Here is a 19,874-nt window from a genome sequence, read left to right on the forward strand (position 1 = left end):
CTATGCTCGAACGATGACAAATTTCCCCCGCTACGCGATCTATTTTGCCGCAGGCAGCGACAGCGCCCTCTCCCGCTTCGGCGCGGAGTTGCTCGGATACGATGCCTATACCGGCAACGAGCTGCCCTTTCCCGCCGATACCTCGCGTCTCGCGCCGGACTGGCGCGACATCACCGCAGATCCTCGCAAATACGGTTTTCACGGCACGCTGAAGGCGCCGATGGCGCTCGCGCCGGGCAAGACCGAAGCGGAGCTTTTGGCGGCCTGCGCGACCTTCGCCGGCGAGGCGCGGAAGATCCCGGTGATCCGCCCTATCGTCGATGCCATCAGCGGCTTCATCGCGGTCATTCCGGCTGAGCCGGTCGGTGCGCTTCAAGAGCTCGCCGCCGATTGCGTCCGCGCGTTCGACGGCTTTCGCACCGCCCTGACGGCGGATGATCGCGCGCGTCGCAGGCCCGAGAAGCTCAGCGAGCGGCAGCGCGACTATCTCGATCGCTGGGGCTACCCCTACGTGATGGAGGAATTCCGTTTCCACATGACGCTGACAGGGCGGCTGGACGCGGAGCGCCGCGGGCCAATTCTGCAGATGCTGCGCGCGCGGTTCGCAGCGCTCAGGCTGGAGACGCTGGTGGTCGATCGCATTGCGTTGTTCAAGCAGGATGATGCGGGGGCAAGGTTTCGTATTATGGACGAGTGGGTGCTGGCGAGATAGCCGACACCGCTGCACATTCCCGGCGTCGTCCTGGCGAAAGCCAGGACCCATATGTGGACGGCCCCCGTGGCACAAGAGCTTAGTGAGGTTTGATCGGATCGCTTGCATCCATATGTCCGGCCTGTTGATGCGGCTTTGTCGGACCGCTGGCCAAGATGGTTTTCGCGACACGAGTTCCAATCACCCATGCGACCTTATTCGGCCAATGGGTCCTACGGATTTGCTCGCATCTCGAACGATCGATCGCACCATCTCCTCTGCTCTTGCAGCTCCGGTTCGGCCGGTGGGGCTAACCCGCCGGTCGGCCGAATCTTTCGATCACACGGCAGCGGCCGTTTGGGCCTCGTTTTGCGCCCCTAGCCGCGCGCGATCGTATTGCTCTCCCGTCGTCATCAGCTTCCAGGCGATGCGGGCCATCTTGTTGGCCAGCGCCACCGCCGCCAGCTTCGGTGTTTTGCGCTTCAAAAGCTCGATCAGCCAGCTCGGCCCACGAGCTTTCGATTTGGCGATCTTGACCACCGAAGTTGCCCCAAGCACCAGCAGCTGACGCAAGGTCTCATCGCCTGCACGGGTTATCTTGCCGAGCCTGGTCTTTCCCGCGGTGGAATGGTCCTTTGGGGTCAGGCCGAGCCAGGCGGCAAACAGCCGTCCCGAGCGGAAGGCGTGAGGATCGGGTGCCTTCATCACCAGTGCTGCGGCGGTGACCGGACCGATCCCCGGGATCTGAGCCAAACGACGGCTCAAGGCATTGGCACGGTGCCAGGCGAGAAGCTTCGCCTCCACTGCCTTCAGCTCGACCTGCACCTGATCATATTGGCGGGCAAGCGTCGCAAACAGTTCGCGGGCCAGCGTCGGCACCCTTTCATCGTGCTCGATTGCGGCCAGGAACGAGACCAGCTTGTCCAGCCCCTTGGCCTCGATCAGACCGAACTCCGCCGCATAGCCGCGGATCATGTTGGAAAGTTGAGTGCGTCGCACGACCAGTTGTTCGCGGATGCCCAGCAGCATCAGCGCGGCCTGTTGCTCGGCGGTTTTCACCGGCACATAGCGCATCCGCGGCCGGCTCGCCGCCTCGCACAGCCCCTCTGCATCGCGCCCATCGTTCTTATTGCGCGCCACGTAGGGTTTCACCAGCTGCGGAGCGATCAGCTTGGCTGTGTGTCCCAGCTTACCTAGCTCTCGCGCCAGGACGTGAGCCGCCCCACACGCCTCGATCACCACCACCGTCGGCGGCAGCTTGGCAAAGAACTCCAGCATCCCCTTGCGGCCAAGCCGTTTGCGCAGCACGACCTGCTCCGAGGCATCCACCCCATGCAGTTGAAAGATATACTTCGACGTATCCATCCCAATGCGGATAATCTGGCTCACGGACGGCTCCTGTGAATGAGTTTCTGACAACCTCATTCTGGCACACTGATGCCGTAGGGGGCCGTCCACACCATCACCCCAGGGAGCCGTCGTGGTACGAGCCCGAAGCCCCGAGTATCCGCCAAACGACATCCTGGGGTAATGGGTCCTGGATCTGCGCTCCGCTTCGCTGCGCTTGTCCAGGACGACGGCGGAGTTATATCGCGACCGCCGGGCAGACAGCTCCTTACTTCCCCCACCGCAAAGCCAGCGCATCCCGTTCTTTCGCGAGCTCCAGCAGCCCTGCCCGAGTCGCCGGGTGCAGCGGCTGGAGCGGATGCCGCACCGTGTCCGACTTGATCACGGCGCCGGCCTGCATCATCGCCTTGCAGGCGATCAGGCCGCACTGGCGATTTTCGTAGTTGATCAGTGGCAGCCAGCGTTCGTAGGCGGCTTTGGCCTCTTCACGCTTGCCGGCGAAATAGGGATCGACGATCTGGCGGATGCCGTCGGGATAGCCGCCGCCGGTCATCGCGCCGGTGGCGCCGGCATCGAGATCGGCGAGCAGTGTGATCGCCTCTTCGCCGTCCCAGGGACCCTCGATATCGCTGCCGCCGGCCTCGATCAGGCTACGCAGCTTTGCAGCCGCGCCCGGCACCTCGATCTTGAAATAGCGGATGTTGGAGAAGTCGCGCGCCAGCCGCGCGAGCAGCTCGACCGATAGCGGCGTGCCGGCGACAGGCGCATCCTGGATCATGATCGGAATATTGATCGCGCCCGACAGCACCTTGAAGAATTCGACGACGCCTTTCTCGGGCACGCGGAAGGTAGCGCCGTGATAGGGCGGCATGACCATGACCATGGCGGCACCGGCCGCCTCTGCCTGCTGGCTCCGCGCGGCGCAGACGGCCGAGCTGAAATGCGTGGTCGTGACGATCACGGGAACCCGGCCCGCGACATGCTCCAGCACCGCATGCATCACGGTCTCGCGCTCGGCATCGGTGAGCACGAACTGCTCAGAGAAATTGGCGAGAATGCACAGACCGTTCGAGCCGGCATCGATCATGAAATCGATACAGCGGCGCTGGCCGTCGAGGTCGAGCTCGCCGCGCTCGTCGAAGATGGTGGGTGCGACCGGGAACACGCCGCGATAGGGGCGCTGGGCCTTGTGTTGAGGCGTGACCGGCATCGAACTCTCCATCCCTGATATCTCGTACATCTGCCGCGACGCTCGCGCAGCGTCACAGATGTACCCGCCGCGCGCATCGGCGGCAATGCCGATCGCGCGACGCAGGGATGGAAGATTGTCGGTGCTATGCGGTCCTCACCGCGCCCAAAAAGCCCTCGACCGCCACGCGGAGACGATCGGCGTCGGCGGACATTTTCGTCACGGACACCGACAGCACCGAACCGGCATTGCCCGTTTCCTGGTTCAGCCTGGCGACGCTGCCGATGGTGTCGGTGACCTCGCGGGTTCCCTGCGCGGCCTGCTGGAAGTTGCGGGAGATTTCGGTGGTGGCCGCGCGCTGCTGTTCGACCGCGGCGGCGATCGCCGTCATCTTCTCGTCGATGCCGCCGATCGCACCGCCGATCGCGCGGATGGCGGTGACCGCCTGGCCGGTGGCGCCCTGGATCTCCGCGACCTGGCGGGAGATCTCTTCCGTCGCCGTCGCCGTCTGCGAGGCGAGGCTCTTGACCTCGCCGGCGACCACGGCGAAGCCGCGGCCGGCCTCGCCCGCGCGCGCGGCCTCGATGGTGGCATTCAACGCCAGGAGATTGGTCTGCCCCGCGATGGCGTTGATCATCTTCACGACCTCGCCGATGCGGCCAGCGGTCTGATCGAGGATCTCGACCGTCGCATTGGTCTGCGCTGCCTGCGACACGGCTTCGCGAGCCTCGCGGGCGCTGGCCTGCACCTGCGCGGAGATCTCGCCGACGGACGCCGAGAGTTCTTCGGTCGCGGCCGCGATAGTCTCGAGATTGTTGGTGGCCTGTTCGGCGGAGGACGAGACCGCCGCGGTCTGGCTGCTCGATTCCGAAACCAGCGAGCGCACGTCGGTCGCGGTGGCATCGAGCTCCTTGGTCGACGCCGCAACGCTATGAATGACGGCCTGCACGGTGTCGTCGAAACTGCGGCAGGCCGCATCGACGGTGCCGGAGCGGGCGAGCTGGAGCGCCTGCTGCGATTCGCGCTCTTGGCCCAGGCGTTCCGCGGTCGCAGCGCTCTCGCGCAGGCTTTCGAGCGCGGCCGCCATGGTGCCGAACTCGTCGGGATACCTGGATTGCGGAACGGGCGTCGCGTAGTCGCGGGCGCTGATCTTGGCGATGGCGTCCAGAATGGCACGCACGGGGCGCATGAGGCGGTTGCGGACCACGTACACGCCAGCCAGGGTCACGGCCAGCGCAAGCAGGAACGCGAGCGACTGCACGACGAGATTGGTGAGCGCCTTGGCCTGCACGGTCTCCGCCCGCGCGATCGACTGGTCGAGCGCCTTGTTCGCAACCGCGACAATGGACGCGAAGGGTGCCTGACACAACGTATTCCATTCCGAGGCGGGCATCGCTGGCTTGCCGCTGCCGTCGAAATTCTTGGTGAGGTCCCCGATCTGCTTGAGGGCCCCGTCGGTCTTGGCCTTCGCGTCCGTCGCTGCCGTCACGAGCTCCGCCGCCACGTCCGGCGCAGCCAGCAACTCGGCCATGCCCGCCCACGCGGAGGTGATGGTGCCATCCCATTGCGCCACTGACCGCTTCTGAGCGTCGTCGAGCGGCTTGCTGGCGTTGACGTTGGAGCGAAGCGACGAACAATGGATGCCATAACGGTCGCGCACCTGCCAGGCGAAGCGCCGGACCTGGATCATGCGGGCGATGAAGGGGTCGTTCATCCAGGCACGGTTCGACACCGCGGTGGAGGCCAGATTGGCCGTTTCGATCACCTTGGTGACGCCATCGTACCAGGAATTGGTGCGCTCGATCTTGCGCTCCGCGCGCGGACGCTTGGCTTCGTCGTAGAACAGCTGGAATTGCGGCGCGGCGGCGCTCCAGCCTTGCTTCAATGTGCCAGCGAGTTCGTCGCGGCGGGCGAAGTCAACGGTGGCAAGCGCGGCGCCGATGGCGTCATAGCCGCCCTGCTCGGCCTTCTCCGCCGCCTCGAGTTTTGCCCGAGGGTCGTCCTCACCGAGGATCGCGCTCTGCGCATCGCCGCGATTGTTGCGCAGCGCCAGCACGCCATGGAAGATCGCCTTGTCGGCGGCGGCAAGCCGCGCGGTCTCGAGGCTGTCGCTGTGGCGGCCGAACGCCCCGACCATCTGGATCGCCGTGGAGGCCAGCGCACCCGCGGCCAGCAGGGCCATCAACGTCAGGAGAAGCGAACTTACCGATTTCTTAAACATTGCCATGGTGTCGGGGGCCTGGGTCGGGGGCCTATTCTTCGAGCGCCACCTTGCCACGTGACATGCCAATGTTCCGTTAAGTTTAATCGAATTGCTGTGAGCACCCCCCGGACGAGGCTCGGTGCCCCCATATCACGCAACCTTGGTGAAATCCGGCGGGCGGCGTTCTGCGAACGCCGTGAAGGCCTCGCGCGCTTCGGCGGAGCGCAGGCGCAGTCCGAACTGCTCGCCTTCGGCGTTCATCTGCGCGACCAGCGCCTCGCCATTGCGCATCAGCTTCTTGGTGGCGGTGAGCGCGCCGGCCGGCTGACGGGCAAGACGCTGCGCCAGCGTGAGCGCCTCGGCATCGAGCCTGTCGAGCGGCACCACGCGGTTGGCGAGCCCCCATTCCAGCGCGGATTTGGCCGGCACGGTCTCGCCCAGCGCGAACATCTCGTAGGCCCGCGCGTAGCCGATGCGCGCCGGCATCAGCAGGCTGGAGGCGGCTTCCGGCACCAGCGCGAGGCTGACGAAGGGCGTCGACAATTGCGCGTTGTCGGCAAGCACGACGAGGTCGCAATGCAGCAGCATCGTGGTGCCGACGCCGACGGCGCGGCCCTGCACCGCGGCGACCAAGGGCCGGGTGCAGCGCGCCAGCGACTGGATGAAGCGCACGACGTTGCGGCTGCCTTCCGACTTGCCCGCCGCGACTGCGGCGAATTCGCCGACATCGTTGCCGGCAGTGAACATGTCGCCTTCGCCGCGGATCAGGATCACGCGTGCCGACGGATCGTGCTCGGCGGCTTCGATGGCGTCGGCGAGCTTGCCGTACATCGCATCCGTCAGTGCATTCTTCTTGTCGGGGCGCGCCAGCGTGAGCGTGAGAATTCCACTGTCGTTCTGGATCCGGACGTGCTCGGTCATGGGTCTCTCCTCTATTCCTCTGGATCTTTCGAAAGCTCTGTTGAAAGCTCTCTTGAAGGTTCTCTTGGAAACTTGTCTTGAATGCTCATCAGCCAGCGCGCGACGATATCGATCTCCGCACTGGTGAACCCGTCCGTCAACGCCGCGTTGACCTGTGCCGCGTTGGCCTTCGCCTGTCCGAGCGCTGCACGGCCCTTCGGCGTCAGCCAGACGCGCCAGGCGCGCCCATCCTCCCGATCGGCCCGCCGCTCGATCAGCTTTACAGCTGCCGAGCGATCGACGAGGCCGGAAATGCCGGCAGGCCCGAGATCGAGTGCGGCACCTGCCTCGCCCATCAGCACGCCGTCCTGCTTGCCGAGGATAAACAGGAGTCCTGCCTGCGCCGGCGTGACCTCGCTCGAAGGCTGTGCCGCCATCCAGCGCTGCACACGCCGCTGCGCAACGCTCAGCAGGTAGATCAGCCGATGATGCCCCGCGCCCGCCGCTTTATTTCGCATGCGAAATAGATAATGGGACGCAAGGCTCCTGTCAAACCTGTTGGTCTTGTTACGGCGAACAGGTAAAGCTCGACGCTTCCGTCACCGGACCGCTCTTGTAGTGCGGCCAGGCCGGCCAGCGGCACAGCGGCAGCGCGCGAAGGGTCGCAAACGACGGCGCCTCGACCTTCTGCTCGGTAACTTCCAGGTCGCCGGGCGCCTTGCCCTTTTCGACCCAGTCGACCAGCGCGCTCAGCATGTCGACATTGGCCGGCGCGCCGGAGCCGACATGGTCGACCCCGGGCGCGGTGTAGAGCCGCGCGAACTCGGCCGTCTCGGCCTTGCCGAGCTTGCGTTCGACGCTCTCGAAATAGCGGATGCCGGCATAGGGGCTCTGCGCATAGTCGGCCATGTGTTCGAGCATGATCAGCCTGCCGCCGCGGGCGCGGAAGCGGCTGAGGTCGGGGTTGGTGGAATCCATCAAGCTGGAGACCTCGAGCAGCCGCGCCTTGTGCTGTTCGGGCTTATACGTCGTCACGTCGAGCTTGGGATCGCGCGCGAACACGTATTGGATGCCGCCGGCGCCGTAGATCCAGGCGATGCCGTTATTGGGCGCGGGCGGCTGCGCGGGAGGCGCCGTGCCGAGCCACCACGCGACCCAGCCGCCGGTCGGGCCGACCGCCGGCGTGTCCTCGCCCGACACGCCCCAGCCCGGATAATCATCGAGGCCGTTGGCAAGCGGGAACGGGAATTTGTAGGTCGCATGCAGGGTGTCGATCGCCTTGATCTGCGCGTCGGTGAGGCACTGATCGCCCGTCTTGCCGCTCGCGCAACGCAGCGTCTCCGGCTTGAACGCCGCCTTGCAGGACACGGGATCTTGCACCAGCGCGTCATCGGAGCCGTCGGCCTTATCGCAAGCGGCCCGCACGGCATCGCCCACGAGCTTCACCTGCGCCGGATTGATCCAGCCGTCACCCATGGTCACGAGCCCGGAACGCGTGCCGGCATGCTGCAAGCCGACCCAGTTGATGACGGGCACGCGGGCAAAGATGCCGTCGAAATCATCGGGGTAGCGCTGCGCCATGGTGAGGCCTTCGCGGCCGCCTTCGGACGATCCCATGAAGTACATCTTCTCAGGTCTCTTGCCGTAGGCGCGCTGCATCAGCGCGACGGCGGCATCGCGCACTTTCTTGTAGGCGCGATGGGCGAAATTCTCGAAGGCTTCGTCGTTGAGCGCGAACAGTTGCGGCGGCTCGCCCGGCTTGGACTCATGACCGGAATCGGTGCCGTAGGTGACGAAGCCGCGCGCGAGCGGCGACGGCTTGTCGAAGGGATAGGCCGGCGGCAGCGCCAGGCCCGTGATCAGCACGCCGTTGAATCCGCCGCCGCCATATTGCAGCGAGCGGCCGTTCCATTCGACGGGCAAATTGACCTGAAACTTGATCGGCGGCGCCTTGGCATCGGTGGGATCGATATGGCCGAGCAGCTTGCAGAAGCCGGGATTGGCGGGCGTGACGCGCCCCGAAGGTGTCGGGCCGCGTTCGGCGACGGCCAGTTGCGAGGGCGCCAGCAACGTCGCCGAATCGATCTTTACGGCGTCAATGCCGCCAACGAGGCCCTTGCAGACGGTGTCCGCATCCTCGGCCAGCGTCGCCGCCGAGGCGGAGCTCGCGCCCAGCGCAGCCACTGCGCCCACCAGCAATACACACAGCTTCGCACGCACTTGCGCCATCGTTTCCCCCTGCACTTTCTGTTCTCGTTCGTTCCGCCAGGAGGCCGTATTCAAGGCGACCTCCGGCCGGCCGTCAATGACGCTAGTGCTCGAACACCAGCCGCGCGCCGACTGTGCCCTCGAGGCTGCGGATCTGCTGCAGCAGCGCGCCTGAATCCTGGCCGCCGAGGTCGGCATCGAGCACGACGTAACCGAGGTCGCCGGAGGTCTCCAGATATTGCGCGGCGATGTTGATGTCGCGCTGGAGGAAGACCTCGTTGAGCCGGCGCAGCATGCCGGGAACGTTGCGATGGACGTGGCTGAAGCGCGCGCCGGAGGGACGCAGATGCAACTGCACCTCCGGAAAATTCACCGCCCCCGTGGTCGAGCCGGTGATGAAAAAATCGACCAGCTTGCGCGCCACCTCGCCGCCGATGCGTTCCTGCGCCTCCTCGGTCGAGCCGCCGATATGCGGCGTGAGGATGACGTTGCCGAGGCCCTGCACCGGGCTCTTGAAGCGGTCCGAATTCGAGGACGGCTCGACTGGAAACACGTCGATGGCGGCACCCGCGAGATGGCCGTCGCGCAGAGCTCCCGCCAGCGCATCGAGATCGACGACGGTGCCGCGGCTGTTGTTGATCAGGAGGGAGCCGGGCTTCATCGCCCGCAGCTCCTTCTCGCCGATCATCCCGGCGGTCTCCGGCGTCTCCGGCACGTGCAGGCTGACGACGTCGCTCTGCGCCAGCAGCTCTTCCAGCTTCTCGACCGGCTCGGTGTTGCCGTGGCGGAGCTTGTCGGTGCGGTCGAAATAGATCACGCGCATGCCGATCGCTTCGGCCAGCGTCGAGAGCTGCGAGCCGATATTGCCGTAGCCGATGATGCCGAGGGTGCGGCCGCGCACCTCGCGGCTGCCGGTCGCCGACTTGTCCCAGCCGCCCTCATGGGCCGACACCGAGCGCGGGAAGATGCGCCGCAGCAGCATCACGATCTCGCCGATCACCAACTCGGCGACGCTGCGCGTGTTGGAGAACGGTGCGTTGAACACCGGAATGCCGCGCTTGCGCGCCGCCAGCAGATCGACCTGGTTGGTGCCGACGCTGAAGCAGCCGACGGCGAGAAGCTGGTCGGCCGCCTCCAGCACCTCATCGGTGATCTGGGTGCGCGAGCGGATGCCGAGCAACGACACGCCCTTGAGCGCCCGCCGCAAATCCTCGCCGTCCAGCGCCTTGGTCAGGCGCTCGACATTGGTGAAACCCGCCGTTCTGAACAGGTCCACGGCGCTGTCGTTGACGCCTTCGAGCAGCAGCGCCTTCGCGTTCCGCTCAGGGCTTTGGCCTGGGGCTGACATGAAATCTCCGTGGGTCACAGCTTCGCCGCAGCTCATAGACCGCGGGGGACGCGCAGCACAATAGGGTTCGGATACGGGGAGAAGATGGCGCTCTGCCTGGCAGACCCGTCATCCTGAGGCGCGAGCCGCGCGGCGCAACGCGCCGTGCGGGGAGCCTCGAAGGATGAACGGCCCAGATGCAGCCGGGCCGTCGCCCTTCGAGGGCCGCTGAAGAGGCGGCCACCTCAGGGTGACGGTATTGGGATCAGATGACGTAAAACCCCTGCGTTCCGTCAAGCCGCAATTGTTCGACAAGGCCATATTCCCAGTCGAGATAGGCCTGCATCGCGCGCTCGTCGACGCCGGTGCCTTCATAGGGGCGGCGGTAGCGGTGGGCGGGGTCAGGCTTTGGGAAGACGTGCGGCGGACCGATTTCGAGCGCCGCGTCATAGCCGCCTTCCTGCACATAGACCTCCCAACCCATTTGCGCGAGCCAGGACGCCGTCATGTCGGCGCGGACGCCCTTGTCGTCGGTCAGCACGATGCGCGCGCCGCGCACCGGTGCGGCCATGTCGGTTTCCTGGACGAGCTGGCCGCCGGGATAGTGGCGGAAGCCGGGGAGATGGCCGGCTCCATATTCTTCGGCATCACGCACGTCGAAGCGATAGAGCGTGCGATCGGTCTGCGCGACAAGCGCAGCCATCTCGCCCGCGCCGAGGTGGCGAACGCCGGCGCGATAGGCGACGTCGCGCGCATTGGCCGGGCCGCCCTCGAACGGCCCGATCGCACCACGCCTGTTAGCACCATGGTCGAGCGTATGCCGCGCCAGCGTCCAGCCGATGGTACCGTTGCGCAATGCGCGGACCTTGTTCGGTACGCCGGCATTGATCAGCGATTGGGTGCCGATGATCGAGCGGGTGCGGCCGGCGCAATTGACGATGATGGTGGTGTCGGCATCGGGTGCCGCCTGCCCGGCCCGCAGCACCAGCTCCGCGCCGGGCACGCTGACCGAGCCCGGAATATTCATGGTGGCATATTCGTCGAAGCGGCGGACGTCGAGGATGGCGATGTTGGCCTTGTCCGCGATGAGTTTTGCCACCTCGTCGGCACCGAACGACGGCGTATGCCTGCGCGATTCGACCAGCTCGCCAAAGGCTTTCGAGTAGGAGTTGACGTCCTCGAACATCTGATAGCCGGCCGCGCGCCAGGCCTTCAGCCCACCATCGAGCGCGCGGACGTCGGTATAGCCGAGCGCGGCGAGCCGTTGGGCGCCGGCAGCGACCAGTCCTTCGCCGTCGTCATAGAGCACGATCGGTACATTCTTGCGCGGCAGCCTGACCTCGGCTTCGATCTCGATCCGATCGGCAGCCATGTTGGCGGCAAACAGCGGATGTCCCGTCGCGAAACCAGCCTCGTGCCTGAGATCGAGCAGCGCGATCTCCTCGCGGAGCAGCAATGCGCGGCGGATGTCGGCCGGAGTGACGGTGGTGAGCTTCATGGCACGGACTCTGGGAAGTGACCATGAGCTTTTGAACCATTGTTGCGGCATTGGCTAGCCATGCCGCGAACAATCAAATTCGATAGCCCTTGTCGGACACATCATGGGTCGAGGAGAAAGATCCTGCGCGCGTCGGCGTCACCTCAATCACATTCGTATGTAGCGACCACTTTCGCAAAGTCGAGCCGATCGAGAGCATCGCGGTCGATCCAGAAATGAAGCGTGCATCCGATATTGGCGTGCCAGTCAAGAAACGCGCGATCACCTTGCATCTGGAGCAATAGTATATCTTCGAAGTGCTGCTCCGTCGCATCTTGCGGGCCACTGCCATATCCCAGCATCTGATGCAGGGCGGTGTTGAAATGGCGGTATTGGCCGTCTCTTATGGTCGGGGTCTTCCAATGATTTCGACGCGCGAAATTCGTAAGATAGCTGAGAGGCACTTCGTCGAGAGCTTCGACGTTCTGCTCCGCCATGCATCGGATCGTATGATTGATGGCATTGCCGAGGTCCGACGCGATTGTGGACGAATACGTATAGACGTATTGTTTGACATTCTCGTAGGTGTGCACGACGTCGGTCCACCAGGCCCGAAAGATCGCTCTTGTGTCCGCATCCACGTCATCCATTGGAGTCAGCGCCCGACAACGCTCAAGCCATCCGATTGCGCCAGCGCGAAGGCGCTTCAATTCCGCGACTCCCTCGTCGTTGAGCGGCTTGTAAGAGTATCTGGGTGTCAGGTCGCGAACGACGTGCGACAGCACGGACCGAACCACATGATTGATCAGGAGCCAGTTGAAAGGCCAATGATCGTCCTTCTCGTATTCCGAGGCCATTCTGAATTGCAGAAAATCAGGTCCTCGCGGCTCACCGGGACCCAATGCCTTGCATAATTCTGCGATCATGAGTTCGCCTCCGACGGCGTCCTCGTGGAAATAGAAGTCCCGGAATACCTGGAAAGAAAGTGGATATTTGAATTCGATCTTGGAATGAAAATCGAGCGCCGGATCGAGCCATTTGACCTGGGCATCACCATCGGTCCCCGCCAGCGGCATTAGATCGGACGGTGGCGCGCGGTCGGGATATGCGTCACCCGCGGCAGTACCGTAGAGAACGCGGCAAGGCGGACGTCCTTCGCCCACGAACACGGAGCTGCAGAAGAAATACAGCGTGCCTCGGTTCGGCAGCGGCGACCAACCGGAGCCCGGAACTTCGACCAGGTCGATCTGAGCGACGAAGGTGAGCGCGACGGTCTCCAAGGTTTCGTTTGCCCTGACTTCCGCCGTCGGCCACTCCAATTCTGGGGGCAACCTGGGAAGTCCGCCGAAGAAACTTCGCGCCCTGTGCGTGAGCGGCACGGGCAGGTCACTGCGTTTCACCAGTATGGCAGGCAGCGCCGTCTCTTCGATCTCGTCGCGTTCAGATACCGCCATCAGAAAACCACCACTCCAGGATGCACCTCGCCAATCGAACCATTTTGCGAAAGCTCCGACAAGTGCTTCTTGCCCGCGGCGGCAATGCGATCAGTTGCCACTGCTATTCGGCGATCGCCGAACGGCAGTCGACGCGATCACTCGCCGGGAACAAGCTGCTCAAGCCGCGGCTGCGCAAGGCGCCGCAGCTTGCGGCGCGACAAATAGAGCAGGACGCCGGTGACCGCGAACAGCGGCATCAGCGCAGCCGCGACCAGGAACGCGAGCTTGCCGGGCCAACCCAGAATCGCACCGCGGTGGATGTCGAGCACATTCGCGATGATCTTCTCGCCGAACGTCTTGTCGGCGTAGCGTTCCGCAGAGACCAACTGACCGGTCACGGCGTCGATGCGGAATTCGTCGCGGGTAGTGTCGAGGGTGGAGTCTTTCCCCCATGAGCGGATCCGGATCACCGTGCTCGGACCGGCGGGCAACGTCAGCAACGCCTTGGAGAAGCGGCTGCCCTCTTCATGCAGAAAGGCCGCCCACGCACGATCAAAGCCGATCGGCTGTGCCGTCTCGCTCGCGGCACGCGACGCCTTTGCAGGCATCTTCGGCTGCATCTTCGCCGCGGCGATCTGCGGGCGCGACAGCAACCAGACGACGCCATCCTTGTACCAGTCGAACGAGTACCAGAGCCCGGTGAACGTCATCACCAGATAGACCGGCAGGACCCAGGTGCCGATGACCGCGTGCAGCGAGCGATGCAGCCCGCGTCCACTCAGCCCGAAATTTGGTTTCAGCCACATCTTCACGCTGCCTGCACGCCGCGGCCAGCGCAGCACGAGGCCCGAAATCAGCATGACGATGAGGCCGAGCGCGGCCGCGCCCGTGATCTGACGCCCCCAGCCCTTGGCATCGCCGGGGATGAGCAGCCAGCGGTGCAGCTTGCGCACGGTCGCGAAAAACTCTTCGCCGTGCGGCGTGCCCAGCACGCGCGCGTCATAGGGATCGACATAGAGCGAGGACGGCCGCGCGCCTCGTTCGTCGCGGGCGAAGCGCACATGCACCGCGGCGGACGGATCACTTGCTAGCGTCACGGCGGAGACCCTGCCGACATCCTGCGCCGCCGTCAGGCGCGCAACCAGTTCGTCCGGCATCAGCGCCGGTGCCTGGCGCGGCGCGACCTGCATGATGCCGGCGTTGAGATGATCGACGATCTCATCCTCAAAACTCGTGATCGCACCGGTCAGTGCGATCACGGCGAGCAGCAGCGCGAGCACGAGGCCGGCGATGGAATGGACCTGAAGCAGAGCGGCCTTGATCGCGCGCCAGGGGTCACGCATTGGCACGGGCCCTTCTGGTCCGCACGACCTGCAGATCAGATTCCTCGCGCCACACCGTCATCGCTAGAACTTCACCGTCGCCGACAGGGATACCCTGCGCGCGTCGCCGATCGCGACGTTTAAAGCGTTTCCGGTGGTGGACGTATAGTAGACCTTGTCAAACAGGTTCTTGACGTTGAATTGATAGATCACCGGCAGATTGTCGATCTTGGTGTCGTAGGTCGCAAAGATGTCCGCGACGGTATAGGCCGGCAGGAAGAACGTGTTGAGGGAGTCGCCCGGCCGGTCGCCGACATAGTGCGCGCCGCCGCCGAGCCGCAGACGTCCGGGCAGTGCATCGCCGAAATCGTACACGAGATAGAGTGAAGCCGTGTTCATGGCGGCGTTCAGCAGCTTGGCGTTGCCGACAACGGGATCGTTGATCAGGCGTGCGTCGGTATAGCCGTAACTTCCAATCAGGCTCCATTGATCAGTCAGTTTGCCGGTCACGTCCAATTCGACGCCGCGTGACTTGGCCGCGCCGGAGGCGCGCGCCGCCGACTTGCCACCGCCGGTGTCATCCAGCACCAGGACATTCTTCTTCTGGATGTCGTACACGGCCAGGGTGCCCGACAGCCGCTTGTTGACATCGAACTTCAGACCGGTCTCCCATTGCGTTCCTTCTTCGGGCGCGATGGTGGAGTCGACGACAAAGCCGGTGGTGAACGCTGCGACGACCGATGTCGGCTTCAACGACTGGGTATAGCTCACGTAGTAGGAGAGCTGATCGTTCAGCTTGAAGATGACGCCGCCGAGCGGCAGCACCTTGTCACCCGCCAAATTGGTGTTTGTGATGAAGTTCGGCCGGCCTTTTCCCGCGAGCTGTTCGTATTCCATCCAGCGTACACCCCCGACCACCGACAGCCAGTTGGTCAGATGGAAGGTGTCCTGAGCGAAGAAGCCGCGGGTGCCGAGCTTGTCGGTCTGTTCGCTGTCCGTTGCCGAAACAGCCGTGCCCGGCGAGATCAGTCCGTAGACCGGGTTGTAGAAATTGAAGTTGGCGGTCGCCTGTCGGATCAGGTCGCGGCGATCGATGGTGCGATACAGCGCTTCGCCGCCGAACAGGATCTCGTTGCGGAAGCCGCCCACCCAGACATCACCCTGGAGATAGGAGGTGCCGTAACTGGCGTTGCTTAGCGAGTTCTGGGTGCCATCGTTGCTGCGTTTCTCGACGCCGGTTTTAGCGTCGACGCTGGTGATGCGGAGCTGGTTGGCACTATAGGTCTCGGTGTTGTAGCTGTAGGCCGCCGTGACCTTCCAATTGTCGTCGAGCTTCTGCTCGACCGAGGCCTGCACCAGGTCCGAGGTGCCCCACATGTTGTTGAAGGGCTCGTCGAGCCGGCGCGTCTTCGGGATCGCCAGCGGAGCACCCTTGACGAAGGCCGTGCCGCGGTCGAACGGAGTGATGAACTCGCGGTGCTCATAGGTGAGCTGGACCGTCGTGGTGTCGCCGTACCAGGCCAGCGACGGGTTCACCAGCATTTCCCTGTGGCGGCCGAAATTGCGCCAATAGTCCTCGCTGACACCATAACCGACGAAGCGATAGGCAAGGCCCTGGTCGCCGATCGGGCCGGTGATGTCGAGCGTGCCGTCGGCGCCATTGCGATTGTTCGCGAATGTCGAACCAAGCAGCGTGACCGAGCCGTGCTGGTAGAGCTCCGGACGCTTGCTGATGGTGTTGACGATGCCGCCGGGATCCATGATGCCGTAGAGCAGCGAAGCCGGTCCCTTCAGCACCTCGACGCTCTCGACTGCGGCGTTCAGGCTGCGGCCCTGCACCAGCGGCATGCCGTTGCGCATGATCGAGCCGTCGCGGTTGTCGCCGAAGCCGCGGCGGATGACGGCGTCCTGAGTGCCGGCGAGTGTGTTGGTCTGGGTGATGCCGCTGATGTTGACCAGTGCATCGTCGATATTACGCGGAAGCTGGTCCTTCAATACCTGTGCGGGCACGACGTTGACAGACTGCGAGGTGTCGAGCGGCGAGGCGCCGCGGCGCAACGTGGTCGCGCTCGGCATCGCGCGGTAGCCGAGCTTTGCGGCTTGTTGCGCAGCGGCGTCGGCCGCGGCGCGTTCCGACAAGGTCGGAGCTGCGGGCGCGGTAGCATTGCGGCTGCGCTGACGCGCGGCCGCTTGCGTCCGACGTTGAGACGTTTCCGATGCGCGCGCCGCTTTTGGCCGCGGTGCCGGCGCCTCCACCGTCACCGGCGGCAGTGCGGATTCGGCGTGCGCTGTCGCGGAGCTGGAGAGACATTCGGCGAGCAGCACGGCCGCTCCGATGAGAAGACCCGGGCGGCTGTCGCCGGCAGGCGTTCGACGACCGCTGACGCGCTGGCCGTCCAGATAGACACGCACTTTCGATTCACTTCCAAGTCAGACGCAGAAGCTGGCGCGTCTAACAGCCGCTGTACGTGAAGAGAACCGCAAGCGGACTTGAATCGCTCTAGTGTTGAATGGTTCTAGATTCCGATCGCGCTATTCGGCAATCCTCGATTGATTGCGCAGCGAGTGCGACACGCAGCGCGCGAATTCGCGGCTACCTGTCGCGGTTTGCGCGATCTCACGCGATGGCCGGAGCCGTCAGCTCGTCGAGCTTGCGCTTGAGCGCGGTGCCGTCGGACAAGGCTCGGAGCGGCGGCCGCACGCGCAGCCAGCTCGCATCGCCCGTCTGTGCCGCAAGGATGGCTTTCAGCGTCGTGAGGAAGGATGGTGATTTCACCACGATGTCCACGGCAGCCTGCATGCGTGCTTCGACATCCTTGCCGTCGATCATGGCCTTGACCAGCTCCGGCGCGATGTTGGCCATGCCACAGATGGTGCCAGCACCGCCGGCGGCGATCGCGCGGGTGATGTCAACCTCGTTGCCGACGGTGATGGCGAGCTCGGGAGCGGCGGCGCGGAACGCCTGGAACTGCTTGAAGTCGCCGCTGGAGTCTTTCAGGCCTGCAACGACCTTGCCGTAGCGCTTGCGCAAATTCGCGGCGACGCCGGTCGGGATCGCAACACCCGATATCTGCGGGATATGATAGAGGTAGGCACGCAGGCGATCGTCGGCGACGCCGTCGAGGATCGCCGCAAACGCGTCCTCGATGCCTTCGGGGCTGACGCTGCGGTCGAAGTAAGGCGGCAGATACAGCACGTGGCGGAGGCCGAGGCCGAGCACGGCGCGCGTCAATGCGATGCTGTCGCTGATCGCGGGAAAGCCGCCGCCGATTCCAATGCGGTCCGGCGCGACGCCGGCCTTGAGCACGGCCTCGATGGTCGCGACCCGTTCGGTGACATTGAAGGAGGTGCCCTCGCCGGTGGTGCCGAACAGCACGACACCGTCGACGCCCTTGCCGAAGAGTTGCTTGGCGTGGGCCGCGAGCTTGGCGGAATCCACGCTGCCGTCCGTCGCCAGCGGCGTCGCCGAAGCCACCCAGAACCCGCGAATTGCCTCCGTCATCACACCATCCGTTGCTGTGGCTTCGGACCAGACCTCTGATCTCGGACGATCGAACCAGGGCCTGGCAAGCCTTGTTTTTGCTTTACTTTCCGCCTTGTACCTTACATACAACAAAGGCGCAAATCCTTTCCATCATCATGGCGCACATGACACGCAGCCAGATTCCGAGGAGGTCTCGCATGGACATGGTGACCCCCGTCGAGCGGGCCACCCAGTTGCTTGGCGCCTTGCGCGACAGGCTCGGCGCGGCTGCCGTGCTTGTCGGCACCGAGGTGCCCGCACGCAATTGCAACGACTGGAGCGCGAGCCTGCCGCAGACGCCGCTCGCGGTGATCCGCCCGGTCGACGCGCAAGGCGTTGCGGATGCGATCGCGACTTGCCGGCAGGCACATCTGCCGTTCGTGCCGCAGGGCGGATTGACCGGGCTGTGCCGCGGCGCATCGCCTGAAGCAGGCTGGGTCGCGATTTCACTGGAGCGCATGAGCGGCATCGAGGAGATCGATCACGCCTCGATGACGATGACGGTGAAAGCAGGCACGCCGCTTCAGACGATCCAGCAGGCCGCCGACGAAGCCGGCTTCTTCTTTCCGCTCGATCTCGGCTCGCGCGGCTCCTGCGCGATCGGCGGCAATCTCTCGACCAATGCCGGCGGCAACCGCGTGATCCGCTACGGCATGACGCGCGAGCTGGTGCTCGGGCTCGAAGTCGTGCTGCCCGACGGCACCATCATCACCAGCCTCAACAAGCTGATGAAGAACAATGCCGGCTATGATCTGAAGCATCTGTTCATCGGCGCGGAAGGCACGCTCGGCATCATCACCCGCGTGGTGCTGCGGCTGTTTCCAAAGCCGCGCTCGACCATGGCCGCGCTCTGCGCGCTCCAGGACTATGCCGCGGTGATCGCGCTGCTCGGCGCCGCGCGAAGCGGGCTCGGCCCATTGCTGTCGGCATTCGAGGTGATGTGGCCGGATTACTGGGACGTGATCACGACTCGCGCCGGCGTCAAGCCGCCGGTCGCCGCAGGCCACGGCCTCTACGTGCTGGTCGAAGCGCAGGGCACCGACGAGAGCCTCGACGCGCCGCGCTTCCAAAGCTGGCTCGAAGAGCTGATGGAGCGCGGGCTGCTCGCCGACGCCGCGGTGGCGCAATCGCTGGCGCAGACGCAAAGCTTCTGGCGCGTGCGCGACATCTGCGCCGAGTTCGGCCAGGTGCTCGGGCCGCACATCTCCTACGACATCGGCCTCGCCGTGGCGCGGATGGACGAGTTCGTCACACGCTGCAAGGCGGCGCTGGCGGATGGCATCGAGGGCTGCGAGAGCGTCTATTACGGCCATATCGGCGACGGCAATCTGCATCTCGTCTCCTGGGTGACCGGCCTTGCCGTCGAGCAGCAGCCGAAGGAAGAGATGGACGCGATCATCTACGGCCTCGTGCGCGGGATGGGCGGCAGCGTCTCCGCCGAGCACGGCATCGGCACGCTGAAGAAGAAGTGGCTGGGTCATGCCCGCAGCGAGGCCGAGATCGCGCTGATGCGGACGCTGAAGGCCGCGCTCGATCCCGATCATCTGCTCAATCCCGGCAAGGTGATCTGAGAGAGCCGATGCGATCGCTCAAGCTCGATGCACCGAAATCTCTGTCGCAGCGGGTGATGCAGCGGCTGCGCCAGGCCATCATCGACGGCGAGTTCGCGCTTGGCGCCGCCATCTCCGAGGAGATGGTGGCAAACTCCTTCGGCGTCAGCCGCACCCCGGTGCGCGAGGCGATGGGCCAGCTGCAGGCGCAGGGCCTCGTCGTGATCCGGCCGCAGGTCGGCAGTTTTGTCTTTACGCCTAGCGCGGAAGATATCACCGCGCTCTGCATGTTCAGGATCGCGCTGGAGCCCAGGGCCGCCGAGCTCACCTTTCACCACGATCGCGAAGGTGCGATCACGACGATGAGCGAGGCGATCGCGGCGATGGAGCCGGCGATCGCAGCCAGGGACAATATCGCCTACGGGCACGCCGATGCCGCCTTTCACGAGGCGCTGTTCGCCCATTGCGGCAACCGCTATCTCGCCGAATCCTATCAACTCGCATCCAGCCGCGTCGCTGCACTCCGCACCAATTTGACTTCGCCGATCGACGTGCGCACGCGCACGTCCTTCGACGAGCATCGCAAGCTGCTCGATCTGTTCGCCCGCGGCGAGTTCGCCGCATTCGCGACGCTGATGACCACGCATGTCACCAATTCGGGCGTGGTCTACGCCAAAGCGCTGAAGGTCGATTGAGCGCTG

General features: G+C 64.7%; 15 protein-coding genes. 3 read left to right on the plus strand and 12 right to left on the minus strand.

Annotation, left to right across the window (positions count from 1 at the left end; translation table 11 throughout):
* The first annotated feature begins 13 nt into the window (after nt 1-13).
* Entirely contained in the window at nt 14-712 is a 699-nt protein-coding gene (locus BRA471DRAFT_RS34025; protein ID WP_007615563.1) for a DUF1045 domain-containing protein, read from the plus strand.
* Nucleotides 713-1,030: 318 nt separating this feature from the next.
* On the opposite strand, the gene BRA471DRAFT_RS34030 is transcribed toward BRA471DRAFT_RS34025, so the two are convergent.
* The 12 genes from BRA471DRAFT_RS34030 to BRA471DRAFT_RS34085 all read right to left on the minus strand — a co-directional run bounded on the left by BRA471DRAFT_RS34030 (nt 1,031) and on the right by BRA471DRAFT_RS34085 (nt 17,602).
* Nucleotides 1,031-2,080 (minus strand): IS110 family transposase, encoded by a 1,050-nt coding sequence (locus BRA471DRAFT_RS34030; protein WP_007604958.1) that lies wholly within the window; start codon nt 2,078-2,080, stop codon nt 1,031-1,033.
* Between the two features lie 226 nt (nt 2,081-2,306).
* Complete coding sequence (locus BRA471DRAFT_RS34035) at nt 2,307-3,248, minus strand: dihydrodipicolinate synthase family protein (RefSeq protein ID WP_007615565.1); 942 nt, start codon at nt 3,246-3,248, stop codon at nt 2,307-2,309.
* Nucleotides 3,249-3,372: 124 nt separating this feature from the next.
* Nucleotides 3,373-5,454 (minus strand): methyl-accepting chemotaxis protein, encoded by a 2,082-nt coding sequence (locus tag BRA471DRAFT_RS34040; RefSeq protein ID WP_007615567.1) that lies wholly within the window; start codon nt 5,452-5,454, stop codon nt 3,373-3,375.
* Nucleotides 5,455-5,580: 126 nt separating this feature from the next.
* A complete protein-coding gene (locus tag BRA471DRAFT_RS34045) occupies nt 5,581-6,351 on the minus strand; it encodes an enoyl-CoA hydratase (protein WP_007615569.1) in 771 nt (256 codons plus the stop codon).
* An 11-nt stretch (nt 6,352-6,362) separates the two neighbouring features.
* On the minus strand, nt 6,363-6,848 hold the full coding sequence (locus tag BRA471DRAFT_RS34050) for a MarR family winged helix-turn-helix transcriptional regulator (protein WP_007615571.1): 486 nt from the start codon (nt 6,846-6,848) through the stop codon (nt 6,363-6,365).
* Nucleotides 6,849-6,897: 49 nt separating this feature from the next.
* Nucleotides 6,898-8,559 carry a tannase/feruloyl esterase family alpha/beta hydrolase gene (locus tag BRA471DRAFT_RS34055; RefSeq protein ID WP_007615573.1) on the minus strand — a complete coding sequence of 554 codons (1,662 nt, stop codon included), beginning with the start codon at nt 8,557-8,559 and terminating at the stop codon, nt 6,898-6,900.
* Between the two features lie 82 nt (nt 8,560-8,641).
* On the minus strand, nt 8,642-9,886 hold the full coding sequence (gene serA, locus BRA471DRAFT_RS34060; RefSeq protein WP_007615575.1) for a phosphoglycerate dehydrogenase: 1,245 nt from the start codon (nt 9,884-9,886) through the stop codon (nt 8,642-8,644).
* A 244-nt stretch (nt 9,887-10,130) separates the two neighbouring features.
* Complete coding sequence (locus BRA471DRAFT_RS34065; RefSeq protein ID WP_007615577.1) at nt 10,131-11,363, minus strand: rhodanese-like domain-containing protein; 1,233 nt, start codon at nt 11,361-11,363, stop codon at nt 10,131-10,133.
* A 143-nt stretch (nt 11,364-11,506) separates the two neighbouring features.
* Entirely contained in the window at nt 11,507-12,796 is a 1,290-nt protein-coding gene (locus tag BRA471DRAFT_RS34070) for a DUF1963 domain-containing protein (RefSeq protein WP_007615580.1), read from the minus strand.
* 137 nt (nt 12,797-12,933) lie between these two features.
* Nucleotides 12,934-14,121 carry a PepSY domain-containing protein gene (locus tag BRA471DRAFT_RS34075; protein ID WP_007615582.1) on the minus strand — a complete coding sequence of 396 codons (1,188 nt, stop codon included), beginning with the start codon at nt 14,119-14,121 and terminating at the stop codon, nt 12,934-12,936.
* A gap of 63 nt (nt 14,122-14,184) precedes the next feature.
* Nucleotides 14,185-16,512, minus strand: a complete 2,328-nt coding sequence (locus tag BRA471DRAFT_RS34080) for a TonB-dependent siderophore receptor (protein WP_035974505.1) — start codon at nt 16,510-16,512, stop codon at nt 14,185-14,187.
* 205 nt (nt 16,513-16,717) lie between these two features.
* Nucleotides 16,718-17,602: a dihydrodipicolinate synthase family protein gene (locus BRA471DRAFT_RS34085; RefSeq protein WP_007615593.1), complete on the minus strand. Its 885-nt coding sequence runs from the start codon at nt 17,600-17,602 to the stop codon at nt 16,718-16,720.
* Between the two features lie 179 nt (nt 17,603-17,781).
* Between BRA471DRAFT_RS34085 and BRA471DRAFT_RS34090 the strand changes: the two genes are divergently transcribed.
* Together BRA471DRAFT_RS34090 and BRA471DRAFT_RS34095 are read left to right on the plus strand one after the other, a co-directional pair.
* The gene (locus tag BRA471DRAFT_RS34090; RefSeq protein WP_007615595.1) at nt 17,782-19,194 is read left to right on the plus strand and encodes an FAD-binding oxidoreductase; all 1,413 of its coding nucleotides are present in this window, start codon (nt 17,782-17,784) and stop codon (nt 19,192-19,194) included.
* A gap of 8 nt (nt 19,195-19,202) precedes the next feature.
* Entirely contained in the window at nt 19,203-19,868 is a 666-nt protein-coding gene (locus tag BRA471DRAFT_RS34095) for a GntR family transcriptional regulator (RefSeq protein ID WP_007615597.1), read from the plus strand.
* The last annotated feature ends 6 nt before the right edge of the window (nt 19,869-19,874 follow it).

It is taken from the genome of Bradyrhizobium sp. WSM471, from assembly GCF_000244915.1.
GTDB lineage: Bacteria > Pseudomonadota > Alphaproteobacteria > Rhizobiales > Xanthobacteraceae > Bradyrhizobium.

Coding starts and splice junctions, on each gene's coding strand:
- BRA471DRAFT_RS34045 (WP_007615569.1), bottom strand. CDS start 6,351: ATGACCGAGCACGTCCGGATCCAGAACGACAGTGGAATTCTCACGCTC.
- BRA471DRAFT_RS34085 (WP_007615593.1), bottom strand. CDS start 17,602: ATGACGGAGGCAATTCGCGGGTTCTGGGTGGCTTCGGCGACGCCGCTG.
- BRA471DRAFT_RS34050 (WP_007615571.1), bottom strand. CDS start 6,848: ATGCGAAATAAAGCGGCGGGCGCGGGGCATCATCGGCTGATCTACCTG.
- BRA471DRAFT_RS34095 (WP_007615597.1), top strand. CDS start 19,203: ATGCGATCGCTCAAGCTCGATGCACCGAAATCTCTGTCGCAGCGGGTG.
- BRA471DRAFT_RS34055 (WP_007615573.1), bottom strand. CDS start 8,559: ATGGCGCAAGTGCGTGCGAAGCTGTGTGTATTGCTGGTGGGCGCAGTG.
- BRA471DRAFT_RS34035 (WP_007615565.1), bottom strand. CDS start 3,248: ATGCCGGTCACGCCTCAACACAAGGCCCAGCGCCCCTATCGCGGCGTG.
- BRA471DRAFT_RS34075 (WP_007615582.1), bottom strand. CDS start 14,121: ATGCGTGACCCCTGGCGCGCGATCAAGGCCGCTCTGCTTCAGGTCCAT.
- BRA471DRAFT_RS34040 (WP_007615567.1), bottom strand. CDS start 5,454: ATGGCAATGTTTAAGAAATCGGTAAGTTCGCTTCTCCTGACGTTGATG.
- serA (WP_007615575.1), bottom strand. CDS start 9,886: ATGTCAGCCCCAGGCCAAAGCCCTGAGCGGAACGCGAAGGCGCTGCTG.
- BRA471DRAFT_RS34065 (WP_007615577.1), bottom strand. CDS start 11,363: ATGAAGCTCACCACCGTCACTCCGGCCGACATCCGCCGCGCATTGCTG.
- BRA471DRAFT_RS34090 (WP_007615595.1), top strand. CDS start 17,782: ATGGACATGGTGACCCCCGTCGAGCGGGCCACCCAGTTGCTTGGCGCC.
- BRA471DRAFT_RS34070 (WP_007615580.1), bottom strand. CDS start 12,796: ATGGCGGTATCTGAACGCGACGAGATCGAAGAGACGGCGCTGCCTGCC.
- BRA471DRAFT_RS34025 (WP_007615563.1), top strand. CDS start 14: ATGACAAATTTCCCCCGCTACGCGATCTATTTTGCCGCAGGCAGCGAC.